General features: G+C 72.3%; 10 protein-coding genes. 4 read left to right on the top strand and 6 right to left on the bottom strand.

The features are described from left to right. Positions 1-36 precede the first annotated feature (36 nt). The gene (locus ACFWEE_RS25820; protein WP_386892541.1) at positions 37-1,746 is read right to left on the bottom strand and encodes an extracellular solute-binding protein; all 1,710 of its coding nucleotides are present in this window, start codon (positions 1,744-1,746) and stop codon (positions 37-39) included. A 505-nt stretch (positions 1,747-2,251) separates the two neighbouring features. Between ACFWEE_RS25820 and ACFWEE_RS25815 the strand changes: the two genes are divergently transcribed. The 3 genes from ACFWEE_RS25815 to ACFWEE_RS25805 all read left to right on the top strand — a co-directional run bounded on the left by ACFWEE_RS25815 (position 2,252) and on the right by ACFWEE_RS25805 (position 8,249). Beyond that, entirely contained in the window at positions 2,252-5,164 is a 2,913-nt protein-coding gene (locus ACFWEE_RS25815) for a glycoside hydrolase family 3 C-terminal domain-containing protein (RefSeq protein ID WP_386892539.1), read from the top strand. Positions 5,165-5,228: 64 nt separating this feature from the next. Continuing rightward, the gene (gene yicI, locus ACFWEE_RS25810) at positions 5,229-7,517 is read left to right on the top strand and encodes an alpha-xylosidase (protein WP_386892537.1); all 2,289 of its coding nucleotides are present in this window, start codon (positions 5,229-5,231) and stop codon (positions 7,515-7,517) included. Positions 7,518-7,742: 225 nt separating this feature from the next. Beyond that, positions 7,743-8,249 (top strand): GNAT family N-acetyltransferase, encoded by a 507-nt coding sequence (locus ACFWEE_RS25805; protein WP_386892535.1) that lies wholly within the window; start codon positions 7,743-7,745, stop codon positions 8,247-8,249. Between the two features lie 9 nt (positions 8,250-8,258). Here the strand turns inward: ACFWEE_RS25805 and ACFWEE_RS25800 are convergent, their stop codons facing one another. From ACFWEE_RS25800 to xylB, 5 genes are all read right to left on the bottom strand, one after another. Next, a complete protein-coding gene (locus ACFWEE_RS25800) occupies positions 8,259-8,645 on the bottom strand; it encodes a hypothetical protein (RefSeq protein WP_386892533.1) in 387 nt (128 codons plus the stop codon). Between the two features lie 114 nt (positions 8,646-8,759). Next, on the bottom strand, positions 8,760-10,370 hold the full coding sequence (locus ACFWEE_RS25795) for a TrkA C-terminal domain-containing protein (RefSeq protein ID WP_386892531.1): 1,611 nt from the start codon (positions 10,368-10,370) through the stop codon (positions 8,760-8,762). 192 nt (positions 10,371-10,562) lie between these two features. Further along, positions 10,563-11,456: a hypothetical protein gene (locus ACFWEE_RS25790; protein ID WP_386892530.1), complete on the bottom strand. Its 894-nt coding sequence runs from the start codon at positions 11,454-11,456 to the stop codon at positions 10,563-10,565. Continuing rightward, positions 11,456-12,727 carry a VWA domain-containing protein gene (locus tag ACFWEE_RS25785; RefSeq protein ID WP_386892528.1) on the bottom strand — a complete coding sequence of 424 codons (1,272 nt, stop codon included), beginning with the start codon at positions 12,725-12,727 and terminating at the stop codon, positions 11,456-11,458. Before ACFWEE_RS25785 ends, ACFWEE_RS25790 begins: the two co-directional genes overlap by 1 nt. Positions 12,728-12,839: 112 nt before the next feature. After that, a complete protein-coding gene (gene xylB / locus ACFWEE_RS25780) occupies positions 12,840-14,330 on the bottom strand; it encodes a xylulokinase (RefSeq protein ID WP_386892527.1) in 1,491 nt (496 codons plus the stop codon). A gap of 201 nt (positions 14,331-14,531) precedes the next feature. On the opposite strand from xylB, the gene xylA reads away from it, so the two are divergent. After that, positions 14,532-15,701: a xylose isomerase gene (gene xylA, locus ACFWEE_RS25775; RefSeq protein WP_386892526.1), complete on the top strand. Its 1,170-nt coding sequence runs from the start codon at positions 14,532-14,534 to the stop codon at positions 15,699-15,701. Positions 15,702-15,800 lie beyond the last annotated feature (99 nt).

The raw sequence follows: 15,800 nt of genomic DNA, 5'->3' as shown, positions 1-15,800 counted from the left end.
CGTGTGTGCGTGGGTCCTGCGGTCTGCCGCGTACGGTCAGTTGCCGGAGCCGTTCTTGTCGAGGATGTCCTGGTACCAGGCGCGGAGCTCGTCGCCGCCGCTCTGCTTCCACGTCGTCACCGCCGCCTCCAGGTCGCTGACCTTCTTGCGGCCTCGCCGGATGTCCTTCTGCAGGTCGTCGAAGGGCGTGTACAGGGAGGCGTACCGCTGGGGCTCGACGATCTGCATGCCGAAGAAGAGCGGCTTCTTGATGTTCGGCGCCTGCCGGGCCATCCACCCCGCGTAGTCCTGCACGAGCTTCGGCTCGTCGGGGAAGGCGATGGTGTGCGGCGGGGAGGCGAGGAAGAGGAAGGTGGAGGGCTGGGCCTCCTGGATGCCCTGGTCGGTGAAGGTCGGCACGCCGCCCTTCACCTCGTAGTGGGTGCCCTGGACACCGTAGTTGGTGAGCATGAACTCCTCGGTGCCGTACGGGGCGGCGGCGAAGTCCGCGATGGCGAGCATCTCCTCGATCTTCGCCTTGGGGAGCTTCTTGCTGAGGAAGGTGAAGATCCCGGCCGGGTCGTCCTGCCAGAGGACCGGCTTGCCGCCGTCGGCCGAGAAGAAGTCGAGCGCCTGCATGTCGAACTTCGGGTTGGCGGCCTTCTGTTCGGTCACCATGCCCTTCCAGCCGCCGGTGCCGTCGTTGTACATGACGATGTGGCCGCTGGTGAAGCGGATCTTGGAGTCCGCGTCCTTGTTCGCCTCGGCGTCCGGGTGGACGTAGCCGAGGTCGTGGAGCTTGCGGGCGAAGGCCAGGGCCTCGCGGTACTCCTTCGTCTCCAGCTTGTGGACGAGCTTGCCGTCCTGGAGCTGCCAGTAGTGCGGGGCGTCCGGCAGCACGCCGTAGATCTTCTGGATGCAGGTCCACAGGTCGTCGAAGGCCCACACCTTGCTCTTCGGGGCGGTGTACTCCTTGCCGAAGGCGAGCAGGTCGTCCGCGCTGGCCGGGACCGCGCCCGAGCCGACGATGTCCTTGCGGTAGAAGATCGCGTTGCCGATGACCGGCGAGGGCATGGGCAGGCCGCGCAGCTTGCCGCCGAAGACCGAGTACTGCCAGGCCCCGGTGGGGATGTTGGCGAGGTTCGGGTACTTCTTCACCGCGTCGCCGGCCAGGTAGGGGCTGAGGTCGGCGAACTTCGCGGTGATGGCGTTGCGGATCTGGCCCTGCATGTTCCAGCCGGGGATGGTCATCACGTCCGGGATGTCGTCACCGGCGAGCACGGCGCCGATCTTGTCCTGGTACGTGTTGCCGTCCTGCGGGTCGAAGTTCAGCGTCGCACCGACCGCCTTGTTCACCGCCGTGTAGTACGGGTTGTTCTTCTTCGGGACGGTGCCCCACAGCGGGGTCATCACCCGGAAGGAAGAGCCCTTGCCGGGAACGGACTTGACCGACTTCGCCAGCGGGTCGGGCAGCTTGGTGAACCCGGGGCTCGACCCGTTGACGCTGGCCACGTCGGGCTGCACCAGGCTGGAGGGGGCGTAACTCGGCACGACCTTGCTGAGCGCCTTGCCGGTCGTCGTGCCCTCCCTGCTCCCCGAGTCGGAGCCGGAACCGCCGCACGCGGCCAGCAGCGGTACGCCGCCCGCCACGGCCACCGCTGCGAAGGCGCTCGAAGCGAGGAAGCTCCGGCGGTTCGGCGTGATGGCGGCGAGGCCGGTCGCGTCGTTCTGGGACCGGTTCGTGGCGGGGGAGGAATTCGGCGTCATTGCGTCAACCCTTCATGGCGCACCAGGACGACACCCGGCGGGCGACCGCCGTTCGGCTCCTGAGTCTGAGGTGGGCGTAACTGGACGGAACCGCTCGGATCGAGCGGTTCACGACCGGGCGGTGACGGCTTGAAGCCACCGCCGGCGGTGGGACCGGGAACGGACCGCGGGGGCCAGGCCACCCTCGGCACGCTCCGGAGACACCGGCTGAGCACCCTCGAAGTGCTGTCGAAGCGCTTCGATGTTGCAGCGAGGTTAAGTGAAGGGGACGGGCCGCACAAGGGTTCGTCCACACATTCCTCGGAGCTGTTTCCGTAACGTTTCCCGCGTTCCCGTGCGGCTCCTGTGAGCCGGGCAGCCCGAGTCAACCCCCTTGCACTCTTGACACTTTGCCGTTCGGCCATCGAGCATCGAAGCGCTTCGAAAGATCACTCGCTGATGTTCTGAAGGGCCGTGGCAGCCCATGGCTCCGCCAGACCTCCCACCTTTCCAAGGGGACCCGCACGTGACGGACCTTCCGCTTCCCTTCCGCGACCCGCAGTTGCCCTTCGAGGCACGCGTCGACGACCTGCTCCAGCGGCTCACGACCGACGAGCGGATCGCGATGCTGCACCAGTTCGCGCCGCCGGTGGAGCGGCTGGGGCTGGCCGCCTTCCGTACCGGTCAGGAGGCGCTGCACGGTGTGGCCTGGATGGGTGGGGCGACCGTGTTCCCCCAGGCCGTCGGCCTCGGCGCCACCTGGAACGACGACCTGGTGCGCCGCGTCGGCGAAGCCGTGGGCGACGAGGTACGGGCCAAGCGCCGGAGCGACGACCGGGTCGGCCTCAACGTCTGGGCCCCGACAGTGAATCTCCTGCGCCACCCCCTGTGGGGACGCGGCGAGGAGGGCTACTCCGAGGACCCCGCGCTCACCTCCGCCATCGCCGTCGCGTACACCCGCGGCCTGCGCGGCGAACACCCCCGCTACTGGCGCACCGCCCCGGTCCTGAAGCACTGGCTCGCCCACAACAACGAGACCGACCGCGACACCGCCTCCTCCTCCGTGCGCCCCCGCGTCCTGCACGAGTACGACCTGCGCGCCTTCCGCGACGCGGTCCGCGCCGGAGCGGTCGCCGGGGTCATGCCGGCCTACAACCTCGTCAACGGCCGCCCCAACCACGTCTCCCCGCTCCTCGAAAGGGAGTTGAGGCAGTGGACCGACCAGCCGCTCGTCGTCTGCTCCGACGCCGGGGCGCCCTCCAACCTGGTCGACTCCGAGCACTACTTCGACACCCACGAGGAGGCCACCGCCGCCGCCCTCAAGGCGGGCGTCGACAGCTTCACCGACCACGGCACGGACTCCTCCGTGATGACCGGCCGCATCCGTGACGCCCTCGCCAAGGGACTGCTCGACCCCGAGGACATCGACCGGGCCGTGCGCAGGCTGCTCCATCTGCGCTTCGCACTCGGCGAGTTCGACCCGGAGCTCGACCCCTACGCGGACACCGACGCCCTCGACACCCCCGCCCATCGCGAACTCGCCCTGGAAACCGCCGAACAGGCCGCGGTCCTGCTGAAGAACGACGGTCTGCTGCCGCTCGTGCCGCGCGCGGGACGGAAGATCGCGGTCGTCGGCCTGCTCGCCGACGCCTGCAAGCTCGACTGGTACAGCGGCACCCTGCTGCACCGCTCCACCCCGCTGGACGGGCTGCGCGCCCGCTACGGCGCCGACGACGTGCTGTACGTCGAAGGCGTCGACCGGGCCCTGCTGACCTGCGAGGCCGGCCAACTCCTCGTGCCCGCGGCCCAGTCGGAGACCGGCGGGGCGCGCGGCGAGGAAGGCGCGCTCGACCCGGCGCTCCTCACCGGCCGTACCGACCTCCCGCCGCTCGTCGCCGCCCCGGAGGGCACCGCCCTCGCCGTGGTCGACTGGGGCGACGGCGTCCTCACCTTCCGCACCGACGAGGGCCGCTACCTCTCCGTCGCCGAGGACGGCTTCGTCCGCGCCTCCGCCGAGGAGCCGGGCGGCTGGATCGTCCAGGAGACGTTCCGCCTGGAAGCGGTCGGGGGACACGACGGAGGACACCGCCTTCTGCACATCGGTACGGGTGGGTACGTGTCTGTCGCCGCCGACGGCGCAAAGGTTGCCGAGAACGGCGAAAAGATTTCGGCCGACCACGCGACCGTCTTCGGCGTCGAGACCGTCGAGCGCGGCGCGGACGAGGTCGCCCGGATCGCCGCCGAAGCCGACGCCGTCGTCGTCGTCGCGGGCAACGACCCGCACATCAACGGACGCGAGACCGAGGACCGCACCACCCTCGCCCTCCCCGCCCAGCAGGAGAAGCTCTGGCGCGCCGCGCACGCCGCGAACCCGCGCACCGTGCTCGTCCTCACCTCTGCCTACCCGTACGCCGTCCCGGAGGCCGACGCCACCCTCCCCGCCCTGCTGTGGACCGCGCACGGAGGCCAGGCCGCCGGCACCGCGCTCGCCCGGGTCCTCGCCGGGGACGTCTCCCCGGCCGGACGGCTCCCGCAGACCTGGTACGCCTCGGACGACGACCTGCCCGGCCTCTTCGACTACGACGTCATCGGCTCCCGCCAGACCTACCTCTACTTCGACGGCACCCCGCTCTACCCGTTCGGCCACGGCCTCTCCTACGCCTCCTTCGCCTACGAGGACCTCACCGTCGCCCGCGAGGACGACCTGCTCCGGATCGGCCTGACCGTCACCCGCACCGGCGCGGCAGCCTCCGGCGAGCCAGCCGCCGACGGGGCGGCCTGCGACGAGGTCGCCCAGCTCTACGTACGCCGCACCGCCCCGGACGCCGCCCGTCTGCCGCTGCGCAAGTTGGTCGGCCACCGCAGGCTGCGGCTCGCCCCCGGCGGCTCCGAGCGCCTCGAATTCCTGGTACCGGTGGCCGAGTTGGGTCACTGGGACGTGGCGCACGGCCGCTGGACCGTGGCACCGGGCTCCTACGAGCTGCTGGCCGGGGCGTCCAGCGCGGACATCCGGCTCGCCACCGCCGTGGAGGTGGACGCGGAGCCTTCCGGGCCCCGCCCCGTCCTCGCCGCCGGCATCGAGGCCGCCGACTACGACGAGCAGCGCGGCACCGAACTCGTGGACCGCGCCAGGACGGACGGCGACGCGGTCACCCCCGCCGGGAGGGGCGCGGAGGGCGGACAGCTGCTCTTCGAAGCCTGCGACTTCGGACCGGGGGTGTGCGGCGTCACCGTCCACGCGGCAGGGGAGGGCACGGTCGAGATCGAGACGGACACCGCCGCCGCGGCCGTCGACGTCCCCGCCACCGGCGGGCCGTACGACTACCGCTCGGTGACCGCGGCGTTCGGGGCGGACGGGGTGGCGGACCTCCGGGTCACCCTGCGCGGCGCCCTGCGCCTCTCCCGCCTCACCTTCGCCGCCCCGGGAGCGTCCGAGTGACCCGGCACCGCACCCCAGCAGCCGCTCAGCCTCCGTTCACCACCGCCTCCGGCAAGGAGTCCTCATGAAGTTCACCGACGGATTCTGGCTCATGCGGGAGGGAGTCCGCGCCTCCTACGCCACCGAGATCCGCGATCTGCGCGTGGAGGCCGACCGGATCACCGCCCATGCCGCGGTCATGCGGGTCACCGGGCGCGGCGACACCCTCAACACCCCGTTGATCACGGTCGAATGCTTCACCCCCGCCGAGGGGATCATCGGCGTCCGCGCCACCCACCACGCCGGGAAGGTCAACCACGGCCCGGACTTCGAACTGACCGCGGATGCCGAGCCGCACGCCTGGTCGCGGACCGCACGGAAGGGCTCGGTCGCCGAACTCACCAGCGGACCACTGACCTTGAGGCTGGACAAGGAAGGCCCCTGGGGTCTCACCTTCCTCGACGCCGAGGGCCGCAGGCTCACCGGAGTCGACCGCAAGGGCACCGCCTTCGCCACCACCCCCGACGGCGCCCACCACATGATCGCCCAACTCGCCCTGTCCGTGGGGGAGAACGTCTACGGTCTGGGTGAGCGCTTCACCCCCTTCGTGAAGAACGGCCAGGTCGTCGACGTCTGGCAGGCGGACGGCGGCACCAGCAGCGAACAGGCGTACAAGAACATCCCGTTCTACCTCTCCTCGCGCGGTTACGGGGTCTTCGTCAACCACCCCGGCAAGGTGGGCTTCGAGATCGGCTCCGAGTCGGTGGGGCAGGTGCAGTTCAGCGTCGAGGACCAGACGCTGGAGTACTACGTCGTGGCCGGCCCGACGCCCAAGGACGTCCTCACCCGCTACACCGCGCTCACCGGCCGCCCCGCGCTCCCCCCGGCCTGGTCCTTCGGGCTGTGGCTCACCACCTCCTTCTGCACCTCCTACGACGAGGAGACGGTGACCTCCTTCGTGGAGGGCATGGCCGAACGCGACATCCCGCTCTCCGTCTTCCACTTCGACTGCTTCTGGATGCGCGAGTACCAGTGGTCGGACTTCCTCTGGGACCCGGACGTCTTCCCCGACCCGGAGGGGATGCTCGCCCGCCTCAAGGAGCGCGGGCTGCGCATCAGCATGTGGATCAACCCCTACATCGCCCAGAAATCGTCCCTGTTCGCCGAGGGCGCCGAGAAGGGCTACCTCGTGCGCCGGCCCAACGGTGACGTCTGGCAGTGGGACCTCTGGCAACCGGGCATGGCCCTGGTCGACTTCACCAACCCCGCGGCGACCGCCTGGTTCCAGGGCAAGCTGAAGGTCCTCCTCGACCAGGGAGTCGACTGCTTCAAGACGGACTTCGGCGAGCGCATCCCCACCGAGGTCGTCTGGCACGACGGCTCCGACCCCGCGCGGATGCACAACTACTACGCCCAGATCTACAACCGCGCGGTCTTCGAACTCCTGGAGAAGGAGCGCGGAAGCGGCGAGGCCGTCCTCTTCGCCCGCTCGGCGACCGCCGGCGGCCAGCAGTTCCCCGTCCACTGGGGCGGCGACTGCTTCGCCTCCTTCAACGCGATGGCCGAATCCCTGCGCGGCGGACTCTCGCTGAGCCTGTCCGGCTTCGGGTTCTGGAGCCACGACATCGGCGGCTTCGAAGGCACCCCCGACCCGGCCGTCTTCAAGCGCTGGCTCGCCTTCGGCCTCCTCTCCTCGCACAGCCGCCTCCACGGCAACGTCTCCTACCGCGTGCCGTGGGAGTTCGGCGAGGAGGCGGTCGCGGTGACACGGCAGTTCACCCTCCTCAAGCACCACCTGATGCCGTACCTCTACGGCGCCGCCGCCGAGGCCCACCGCACCGGCGTCCCGATGATGCGCCCGATGCTGATGGAGTTCCCGGACGACCCGGCGACCCGCACCCTGGACCGGCAGTACATGCTCGGCCCCGACCTGCTCGTCGCCCCGGTCTTCACGGAGGAGGGCGAGGTGGAGTACTACGTCCCCGAGGGGACCTGGACCCACCTGCTCACCGGCGAGACCGTCACCGGGCCCGTCTGGCGCCAGGAGGTGCACGGCTTCGACAGCCTCCCGCTGTACGTACGGCCCGGCGCGGTGCTCCCGTGGGGCGGCGACGTCCGGCGCCCCGACGGCGACTGGCTCGCCGACCTCACCCTGCGGGCCTTCGGCCCCGCGCCGGACTCGGGAACGACCACCACCGAGGTCACCGTCCCCGGCCTGACCGGCGAGCCCGCCGCGACCTTCCGCGTCACCCGCGACGCGGGCGGTGTGCGGGCCACGGCGGAGGGCAGCGGCCGGCCCTTCCGCGTCACGGCCGAGGGCACGGGCGCGACGGCGGAGGGAACGGGCACGGTGGAGGTGCCGCACGCCGGCTGACGTGGGCCGACACGCGCTGACACACCCGCTGACGCGGCGGAGGCCGGTCGTGCCGGGGAACGGCCCACCGCTCCCGGCACGACCGGCGACCGGACCTGGTACCACGGACCGGCGACCGGACCTGGTACCACGGACCGGCGACCGGACCGGTTACCACAGCCCCCGGTCCGGTCGCCGTCCCCCTCGGGTCCGGGGACGTCCGGCGGGGCTGGCTAACATGCCCGCATGCCGTCCCCGTCCCTCTCCCTCTCACCGCTCCGCTTCTCCCCGCAGGAGATCGCCGAGCTCGTCGACCTCTACACCAGCAACCCGGAGTACTGCCGCGCCGCCGGGGAGTACGACCCCGACGACGTCCGGGCCGACCGGGTCGAAGCCGATCTGCGGGAGGAATCCGCCGCCGAGGGCGGTGAGGTGCTGCTCGCCCGCGACGAGCGGGGACGGCTCGTCGGGCTGCTCTGCCTCCTCGACCGCCACCCGACGGACGGCCTGCCCTGGATCGGGCTGCTGATGGTGCACGGCGACGTCCGCCGCAAGGGCATCGGCCGGTCGCTCGCCGCGCTGGTCGAGGAGCGGTTCACGGGCGAGGGCCGGAGCGGCATCCGCCTCGCGGTCCTGGAGAACAACCCCGGTGCCCTCAGCTTCTGGAGCGCGCTGGGCTGGCAGGAGATCGACCGCCGCGCCGACCGCGAACACGGGCGGCCCTGCCACGTCCTGCACAAGCTGCTGGCCTGAAGGCGCCGGTCAGACGCGGGGGACCACCACGACCTGGACCTCGTCCTCGTAGACGACCCGCCCCGGATCGGCCGACTCCACCCGGACACAGGGGACCTGGTGCGCGGCCAGCAGGTCGAGGTAGCCGTCCACCCGCTCGATGAGATGGACCGCGGAGGCCTTGAACCACGCGACCGCGCCGGGGTTCACCGCGGAGTCGTAGACCTCCGGATCGGTGTCGGACGGGTTCGGGTAGTGGCCGTCGTACCAGTCGTTCGCCGCCCGCCAGAAGAGGAACTGCTCCTCGCTCAGCCGCCCCTCCCGGGCGAGCCCGTTGGCGAGACCGAACACGCCCGGGTACTGCCCCCGGTGGTTGCGGACCGGGCCCTGGAACCTGACGTAGCCGTGGTCGGTCATGCCGTACCTCTCCCACCTGCCGGGGCCGCCCCGGGGACCCGGGACGGGACGCGCGGGGCCACCCTACGGTGGCCGGGGGCGGGCGCCGGAGCGGGCCCGGGGGTGCCCCCGGGCTCACAGCCCCACGAGCAGCTGGACGCAGACGATCTTCACCAGGATGCTCAGCGCGAACAGCGTCGAGTAGCCGCTGTTGACCCGGCTGTCGCTCACCCTGCTGTTGGTGTACGCGAGGATCGCCGGGTTGCCCACGTACCCCGAGAGCAGGCCCATGGTCCGCTCCCGGCTCTGGCCGAGCGCCTTCGCGACCAGGACCATCAGCGCGTAGCTGACCACCGCGCCGACGACCAGGACCGCCAGCAGTTTCAGGCCGAACATCGAGAAGGCGTTCTCCCGGAAGGAGTAGCCCGAGCCGAGGCCGACGATGGCCAGGAAGAGCAGCAGGCCGATCTGGCGCAGGGTGAGGTTGGCCCGGGTCGGCAGCGTCCAGACCAGGGGGCCGGTGCGCCGCAGCCAGCCGAGGACCATGCCCATCACCAGCGGGCCCGCCCCGGTGCCGAGGGCGAGGGTGGTGGTGCCGAGGGTCAGCGACGGGATGCCGATGAGGAAGCCGAGCGCGAGGCCGAGGCCGAGGCTCACCGCGCTGACCTCGCTGACCTTCGCCTCCGTGTCGCCGAGGAAGCGGGTGACCTCGGTGGAGCGCTCGCGCGGCATGACCACGCGGAGCCGGTCGTCGAGCTGGAGGACGAGGCCGTCGTGGGCGAGCATGTCGAAGTCGCCGCGCCGCACCCGGCTGACGGCCGCCCCGTAGGTCTCCGCCAGCCGGAGTTCGGCGACGGTGTGGCCGGCCAGGTCCGGGTTGGTCAGCAGGACACGGCGGTAGTCGACGGTGGACCGGTCGTCGAGCAGGTGGGCGGCGGCGGGCTCGCCGAGGCGCGTGGTGGCCGCCGCCACGTCGTCCTCGCCGCCCACCACCTCGACCAGGTCGCCCGGGTGCAGCCGGTCCATGCGGAGGGCGACCCGGGGCGCGGCACCCACCGCGCGGTACTCGCTGGCCAGGACGCGGTGCTCGGCGACGCCCGGCACGTCCGCCCAGGCGATCTCACGGGTGACGTGCACCGTCCGGGTGACGAGGGCGGCGGGCAGCCCGGAGCCGGGGTCGCGCCGGGCGGACCACCGGCGGCGGGCGGCGATCGCCGCGACGAACATGATCGTGATCACCACGGCGAGCGGGTAGCCGATCGCGTACCCGACGGCGGGCTGCGCCGGGTCCTCGGACGCGGCCTGGGCGGCGGCGAGCCCCGGGGTGGTGGTCCCGATGCCCGCGAACCCGCCGGCGAGGAACGGGCCGCTGATGCCCAGGGCGCCGTGACCGAGCGCTCCCACCACGACCGCGGTGACCACCAGCGCCACGATCGCCCCGGCCATCACCGCCAGCTGGCCGCGGAGTTCACGGAAGAACGCGGGCCCCGACTCCAGCCCGACTGTGTAGACGTACAGGGCCAGCCCCAGGGCCGACACTCCGGCGGGCAGGGCGGCGGCGATGTCCTCGTCCAGGGCGCCCACGAAGAGGCCGACGAAGAGCACGCCCGCCGCGCCGAGCCTGACCGGGCCGAAGCGCACCATGCCGAGCAGGGCGCCGACCGTGATCACCGAGAACACGGTCACCCAGGGGTTGTCCGCGAAGAACTGCCACACGCGTGCCGCCTCCCGGCTTCCGACCAGCATGGGGGCCTTCCGTCCGGATCACGCCGACCCCGCTGCCTGACCCGGCCCGGTCCGAACGAAAGGCCCGGCCCTTTCGGGGGCAGCTTCCGGCAGACCCGTACGCTCCGCCACTCGGCGGCGCGCGGTCCGGACACGACCGCGCCGCCGCCCCGGAGCGGGACGGCGGCGCGGTACGGAAGGGGAGAGACCCCGTCAGACGCCCGGCGGCACGTGCGACGGGCGGCCCCGGCCGCGGGTCACGGAGTAGCCGAAGACACCGGCCAGAGCGGCGAGCACCGCTCCGCCCGCGCTCCACAGCCAGCGCTGCGTCCACCACCCGGAGGACCAGCCGTCCTCCGGTTCGCTGCCGGCCACCACGACCGGCTCGTCCGTCGCGCCGTCCGTGGGGGAGGCGGACGCGGCGGAGCCGGCTGCGGCCCGTACGGCGGAGGAGCCGGGCACCAGCGGCTCGGAGAGGGTGCCGTCCACGTCGTGCGCGCTGCCCACGTCGATCGAGGTGGCCTCCACCCGGGCCCCGATGGGCTGGCCGAGGTCGGTGTCGGGCAGGTCCAGCACGGTCAGCCGTACGTAGTAGCTCCCCGGCAGCGGGTCGTTGGCCCACGGCTCGGACCAGGCGCGCACCGGGCGCAGCACGCAGTCGAGCTCGACCGTTGCCGCGTCGGCCGCCGCCTTGCGGGTCTGGTGGCCGTACATGCAGGCCTGGCGGCGGCGCAGGCCGTCGTAGACGTCGATCTGCCAGGTGGACGCGCCGTGCCGGAGCGAGGCCTCGGGGAGGGTCACGGTGGCCCGTACGGTCGCCCGCTGCCCGGCGTCGGCCGGGAAGACCCAGTAGAGGTAGTCGCCGGTGGAGGCCTGCGCGGTGCCCGCCTGGTCCTGCTGGAGGGCGGTCGCGGTACGGAAGGTGGTGCCGGCCTCGGTGGGGCCGGCGGCCGAGCCGTCCTCGCCGGGGCTCGCGGAGGCCGACGGGTCGTCGGCCAGGGCCGGGCCGGCCGAGGGGAGCAGGGCGAGGCCGGCGACCAGGGCGCCCGCGCTCGCGCGCAGCACCCGGTGGGTGCGCGTGGTCCGGGTACGGGGGGTCGTACGCATCAGTTGGTCCTCCAGACGGCGACGCGCCAGCGCGAGATCCAGCCGAACAGCAGCCCCGCCAGCAGACCGGCGAGCAGCATCAGGCCGAGGAACCACCAGCCGCGGCCGAGGCCGAAGGCCGCGGTGTCCGCCGCGTCGTCGGGGGAGTCCACCACGTCGATGGTCAGCTCGACCGGCATGCCGGGGCCGGTCTTCACCGAGGTGGGGGAGGAGAAGGAGTCGCTGACCTGGAGGCAGACGGCCTCGGGGGTCTCGGCGTCCGCGTCGTCGTCCGCTTCGGCCTTGGGGTAGCGCAGGCCGGTGGAGATGGCGTCGGTGCGGCCGGTACCGGATTCGGAGCCCCGGACGATCTCCCGTCCGTGCGTGGTGAGCGCGCGCAGCAGGATGCCGTAGTCGGGGTTGACGGCCCGGTCGGCCGACACGCTGACGGAGGCCCGCAGTTCCTGGCCGGGCAGGACGTTCACCCGGTACCAGCGGTGCTCGCCCAGCTTCGCGCGGTCGGTGTACAGGCCCGCGGTGAGCTCGGGGGCCTTGGCGCAGCTCGCGGCGCCCTCGGTCGCCACCGGGGTGACGACGGGCTCGGCGGCCCGGTCGACCAGCTGGGTGACCCGGTGGGACAGGTCCTCCTTGTGCTGGACGGCCGTGTACGTGCCACCGGTGGCCTCGGCGATGCAGGTCAGCTGCTGCCGGATCTTCGCGTTGGGCACCAGGCCCAGGGTGTCGATCACGAGGTGCACCCCGCGGGCGGCGATGTCGCGCGCCACCTCGCACGGGTCGAGCGGGCCGCAGGTGTCCTCGCCGTCGGTGATCAGGACGATCCGCCGGGTGGATTCACCGCCGTCCAGGTCGTCCGCGGCGCCCAGCAGCGCCGGGCCGATCGGGGTCCAGCCGGTGGGCGCGAGGGTCGCGACCGCCGTCTTGGCCTCGGTGCGGTCCAACGGACCGACCGGGTACAGCTGCTTGGTGTCCTTGCAGCCGACCTGCCGGTCGTCGCCCGGGTAGTTCGCGCCGAGGGTGCGTATGCCGAGCTGGACCTCCTCGGGTACGGCGTCCAGCACGTCGTTGAACGCCTGCTTGGCCGCGCTCATGCGCGACTCGCCGTCGATGTCACGGGTGCGCATGGACCCGCTGACGTCGAGGACCAGTTCGACCTTGGGCGAGGATGCGGTGGGGGGTTCGTCGGCGGCGGCCGGCACGACGGTGCCGATTCCGGCGGCCAGGGTGGCGAGCAGCAGGCCCACCCCGGTCGTCAGCCGTTTGGTTGTGATCATCGCCGGATCCTATTGAACATCGGTTCGCATCCCCAAACCCGCTGGGCCGAGCCGGGTTCGGGGATGCCCGAGGTGATCCGACGGTGTTCCCGGGGATGTTCCCGGGGTGCCGTCAGCCTCCGAGAAGGGGCTGCGCGGACCGGTCGAGCACCGATCCGATCCGCTCCCAGGCCGCCGAGTCGCGCTCGACCGGGTCGAGTTGACGGTCCGTACCCGCCGTGCCGTTGGCGTTCCACTCCGTCGCCAGGGCGACCGGGTCGCCGCCGCCGGCCGCCGAGGCCGCGAGCGCGGCGGCGCCGAGCGCGACCAACTCGCCGTTGGCGGGCAGCACCAGGGGCCGGCCGGAGAGCCGGCGCACGGTCTCGATCCAGGTGGTGCCCTGCGCGCCGCCGCCGATGAGGCGCAGCGGGCGGGCGGCGACCTCCGGGTCCGCCGGGTCGAGTCCGCAGGCGCGGAGCAGTTCGTCCATGGCGTGCAGCACGGTGAACGCCGCGCCCTCGTAGGCGGCGCCCAGGAGTTGCTGCGGGGTGGTGTCGTGCCGCAGGCCGGTGAGCAGCCCGGAGGCGTGCGGGAGGTCGGGGGTGCGCTCGCCGTCCAGGTACGGAAGGAGTACGGCCTCGCCGCCGGGTGACGCGTCGTCACGGTGCAGCCCGAGCAGTGCGGCCACCTTGTCCACGGCGAGGGTGCAGTTCAGCGTGCAGGCGAGCGGGAGGTACGTACCGTCGGCCGCCGCGAAACCGGCGAGCGCCGGGGAGGCGGGGCGGGTGCGCGAGGCCGCGAAGACGGTGCCGGAGGTGCCGAGGCTGAGCACGGGGTGGTCGAGCAGCCCGGTCGCGCCGAGGCCGAGGCCGACGGCGGCGCTCATGTTGTCGCCGGTGCCGGCCGCGACGGCGATCCCGGCGGGCAGGCCGAGCGCGTCGGCCGCCTCGGCGGTCAGCGATCCGGCGCGGGTGCCGCCGGTCGGGGCCACCTCGGGCAGCAGGGCGGGGTCCAGGCCGATCAGGGCGAGCAGCTCGGGGTCGTACGCGCCGGTGGCGGTGGAGTACCAGCAGGTGCCGGAGGCGTCACCGGGGTCGGTCACCGCGACACCGGTGAGGCGCTCGGTGAGGAAGTCGTGCGGGAGGCGTACGCCCGCGGCGGCGTCCGCGCTCGCCGGGTCGTTCTCCCGCAGCCACTGCCACTTGGCGGCGGTCATCGAGGCGACCGGCACCGATCCGGTGCGCGCCGTCCACGCGTCCGGGCTGCCGAGCGCGGCGGTGAGGGCGGCGGCCTGCGGGGCGGAGCGGGTGTCGTTCCACAGCAGGGCGGGGCGCAGCGGCCGGCCGCCGCGGTCCAGCACCACGAGGCCGTGCTGCTGCCCGGCGACCGCGATGCCCGTGACGGCCGAGGCGGGGACCCCGGACTCCTTCATTCCGGCGGCCACCGCCTCGCGCAGCGCCCGCCACCAGACCTCGGGGTCGGTCTCGCGGGCACCGCCCTCGCCCAGGACGGTGTGCGGGGCGCGGCCCACGGCGAGGAGCTCGCCGGTGACGGCATCGGTGACGGCTGCTTTGGTGGACTGGGTGGAACTGTCCACACCGATGACGACCGTGCGCGGCGGCATGGCTACCTCTTCTCGTGCTGCGGGATTTGCTCGTGCGACAAACAAATTACGTGATCGTGCGGGGTGAGAACAGGTCGGTGGAGACTTTTTGGTTCCCAAGGGTTTCGCTCCGGGCCCTGTCGGTGTCATATTAGTAATGGCACTGAACAAATTGGTCGGTCGGCAGAGCAGCCGTCCGGGCCCGTCGATCAAGAGGCAGACATGTCGGACCGCTTCACTCCCACTTCCGCTGACAAGTTCACCTTCGGTCTCTGGACCGTGGGCTGGCGGGGCAACGACCCCTTCGGTGAGCCGACCCGTCCCGCGCTCGACCCGGTCGAGTCCGTCGAGCGGCTCGCGGAGCTCGGCGCGCACGGCGTGACCTTCCACGACGACGACCTGATCCCCTTCGGCTCCTCCGACAGCGAGCGCGCCGCGGTGATCGGCCGGTTCAAGGACGCCCTGGAGCGCACCGGCCTCAAGGTCCCGATGGCCACCACCAACCTGTTCACGCACCCCGTGTTCAAGGACGGCGGCTTCACCTCCAACGACCGCGACGTCCGCCGCTACGCGCTGCGCAAGGTCATCCGCAACATCGACCTCGCCGCCGAGCTCGGCGCCGAGACCTACGTCGCCTGGGGTGGCCGCGAGGGCGCCGAGTCCGGCGGCGCCAAGGACGTCCGCGACGCCCTCGACCGCATGAAGGAGGCCTTCGACCTCCTCGGCGAGTACGTCACCGACAAGGGCTACGACATCCGCTTCGCGATCGAGCCCAAGCCGAACGAGCCCCGCGGCGACATCCTCCTGCCCACCGTCGGCCACGCCCTCGCCTTCATCGAGCGCCTGGAGCGCCCCGAGCTGTACGGCGTGAACCCCGAGGTCGGCCACGAGCAGATGGCCGGGCTCAACTTCCCGCACGGCATCGCCCAGGCCCTGTGGGCCGGCAAGCTCTACCACATCGACCTCAACGGCCAGTCCGGCATCAAGTACGACCAGGACTTCCGCTTCGGCGCCGGCGACCTGCGCCAGGCCTTCTGGCTCGTCGACCTCCTGGAGAACTCCGACTACACCGGCCCGCGCCACTTCGACTTCAAGCCGGTGCGCACCGACGGCATCGACGGCGTCTGGGAGTCCGCGAAGAACTGCATGCGCAACTACCTGATCCTCAAGGAGCGCGCGGCGGCCTTCCGCAACGACCCGGCCGTCCAGGAGGCCCTCGTCGCCTCCCGCCTGAACGAGCTGGCGCAGCCCACCGCCGCAGACGGCCTCAAGGGCCTCCTCGCCGACACCTCCGCCTACGAGGAGTTCGACGTCGACGCCGCCGCCGAGCGCTCCATGGCCTTCGAGGCCCTCGACCAGCTCGCCCTGGACCACCTCCTCGGCGTCCGCTGAACCGACCCGTCACGCACCCCGCGGCCCGCTCTCCGTCGAGCGGCCCGCGCCACGTGACGCGTCAACCGGCAGGGGCCGGGCCGTCCACCAGGCCGGCCC

The sequence above is a fragment of the Streptomyces sp. NPDC060184 genome (assembly GCF_042728795.1).
GTDB lineage: Bacteria > Actinomycetota > Actinomycetes > Streptomycetales > Streptomycetaceae > Streptomyces.
The sequence above is the reverse complement of the archived record's forward strand: the minus strand, read 5'-3'. Positions and strand labels throughout refer to the sequence as shown.

What these genes read in the sequence shown, in the direction of transcription:
- ACFWEE_RS25820 (WP_386892541.1), bottom strand. Translation starts at nt 1,746, where the DNA reads ATGACGCCGAATTCCTCCCCCGCCACGAACCGGTCCCAGAACGACGCG.
- yicI (WP_386892537.1), top strand. Translation starts at nt 5,229, where the DNA reads ATGAAGTTCACCGACGGATTCTGGCTCATGCGGGAGGGAGTCCGCGCC.
- ACFWEE_RS25805 (WP_386892535.1), top strand. Translation starts at nt 7,743, where the DNA reads ATGCCGTCCCCGTCCCTCTCCCTCTCACCGCTCCGCTTCTCCCCGCAG.
- ACFWEE_RS25800 (WP_386892533.1), bottom strand. Translation starts at nt 8,645, where the DNA reads ATGACCGACCACGGCTACGTCAGGTTCCAGGGCCCGGTCCGCAACCAC.
- ACFWEE_RS25795 (WP_386892531.1), bottom strand. Translation starts at nt 10,370, where the DNA reads ATGCTGGTCGGAAGCCGGGAGGCGGCACGCGTGTGGCAGTTCTTCGCG.
- ACFWEE_RS25790 (WP_386892530.1), bottom strand. Translation starts at nt 11,456, where the DNA reads ATGCGTACGACCCCCCGTACCCGGACCACGCGCACCCACCGGGTGCTG.
- ACFWEE_RS25785 (WP_386892528.1), bottom strand. Translation starts at nt 12,727, where the DNA reads ATGATCACAACCAAACGGCTGACGACCGGGGTGGGCCTGCTGCTCGCC.
- xylB (WP_386892527.1), bottom strand. Translation starts at nt 14,330, where the DNA reads ATGCCGCCGCGCACGGTCGTCATCGGTGTGGACAGTTCCACCCAGTCC.
- xylA (WP_386892526.1), top strand. Translation starts at nt 14,532, where the DNA reads ATGTCGGACCGCTTCACTCCCACTTCCGCTGACAAGTTCACCTTCGGT.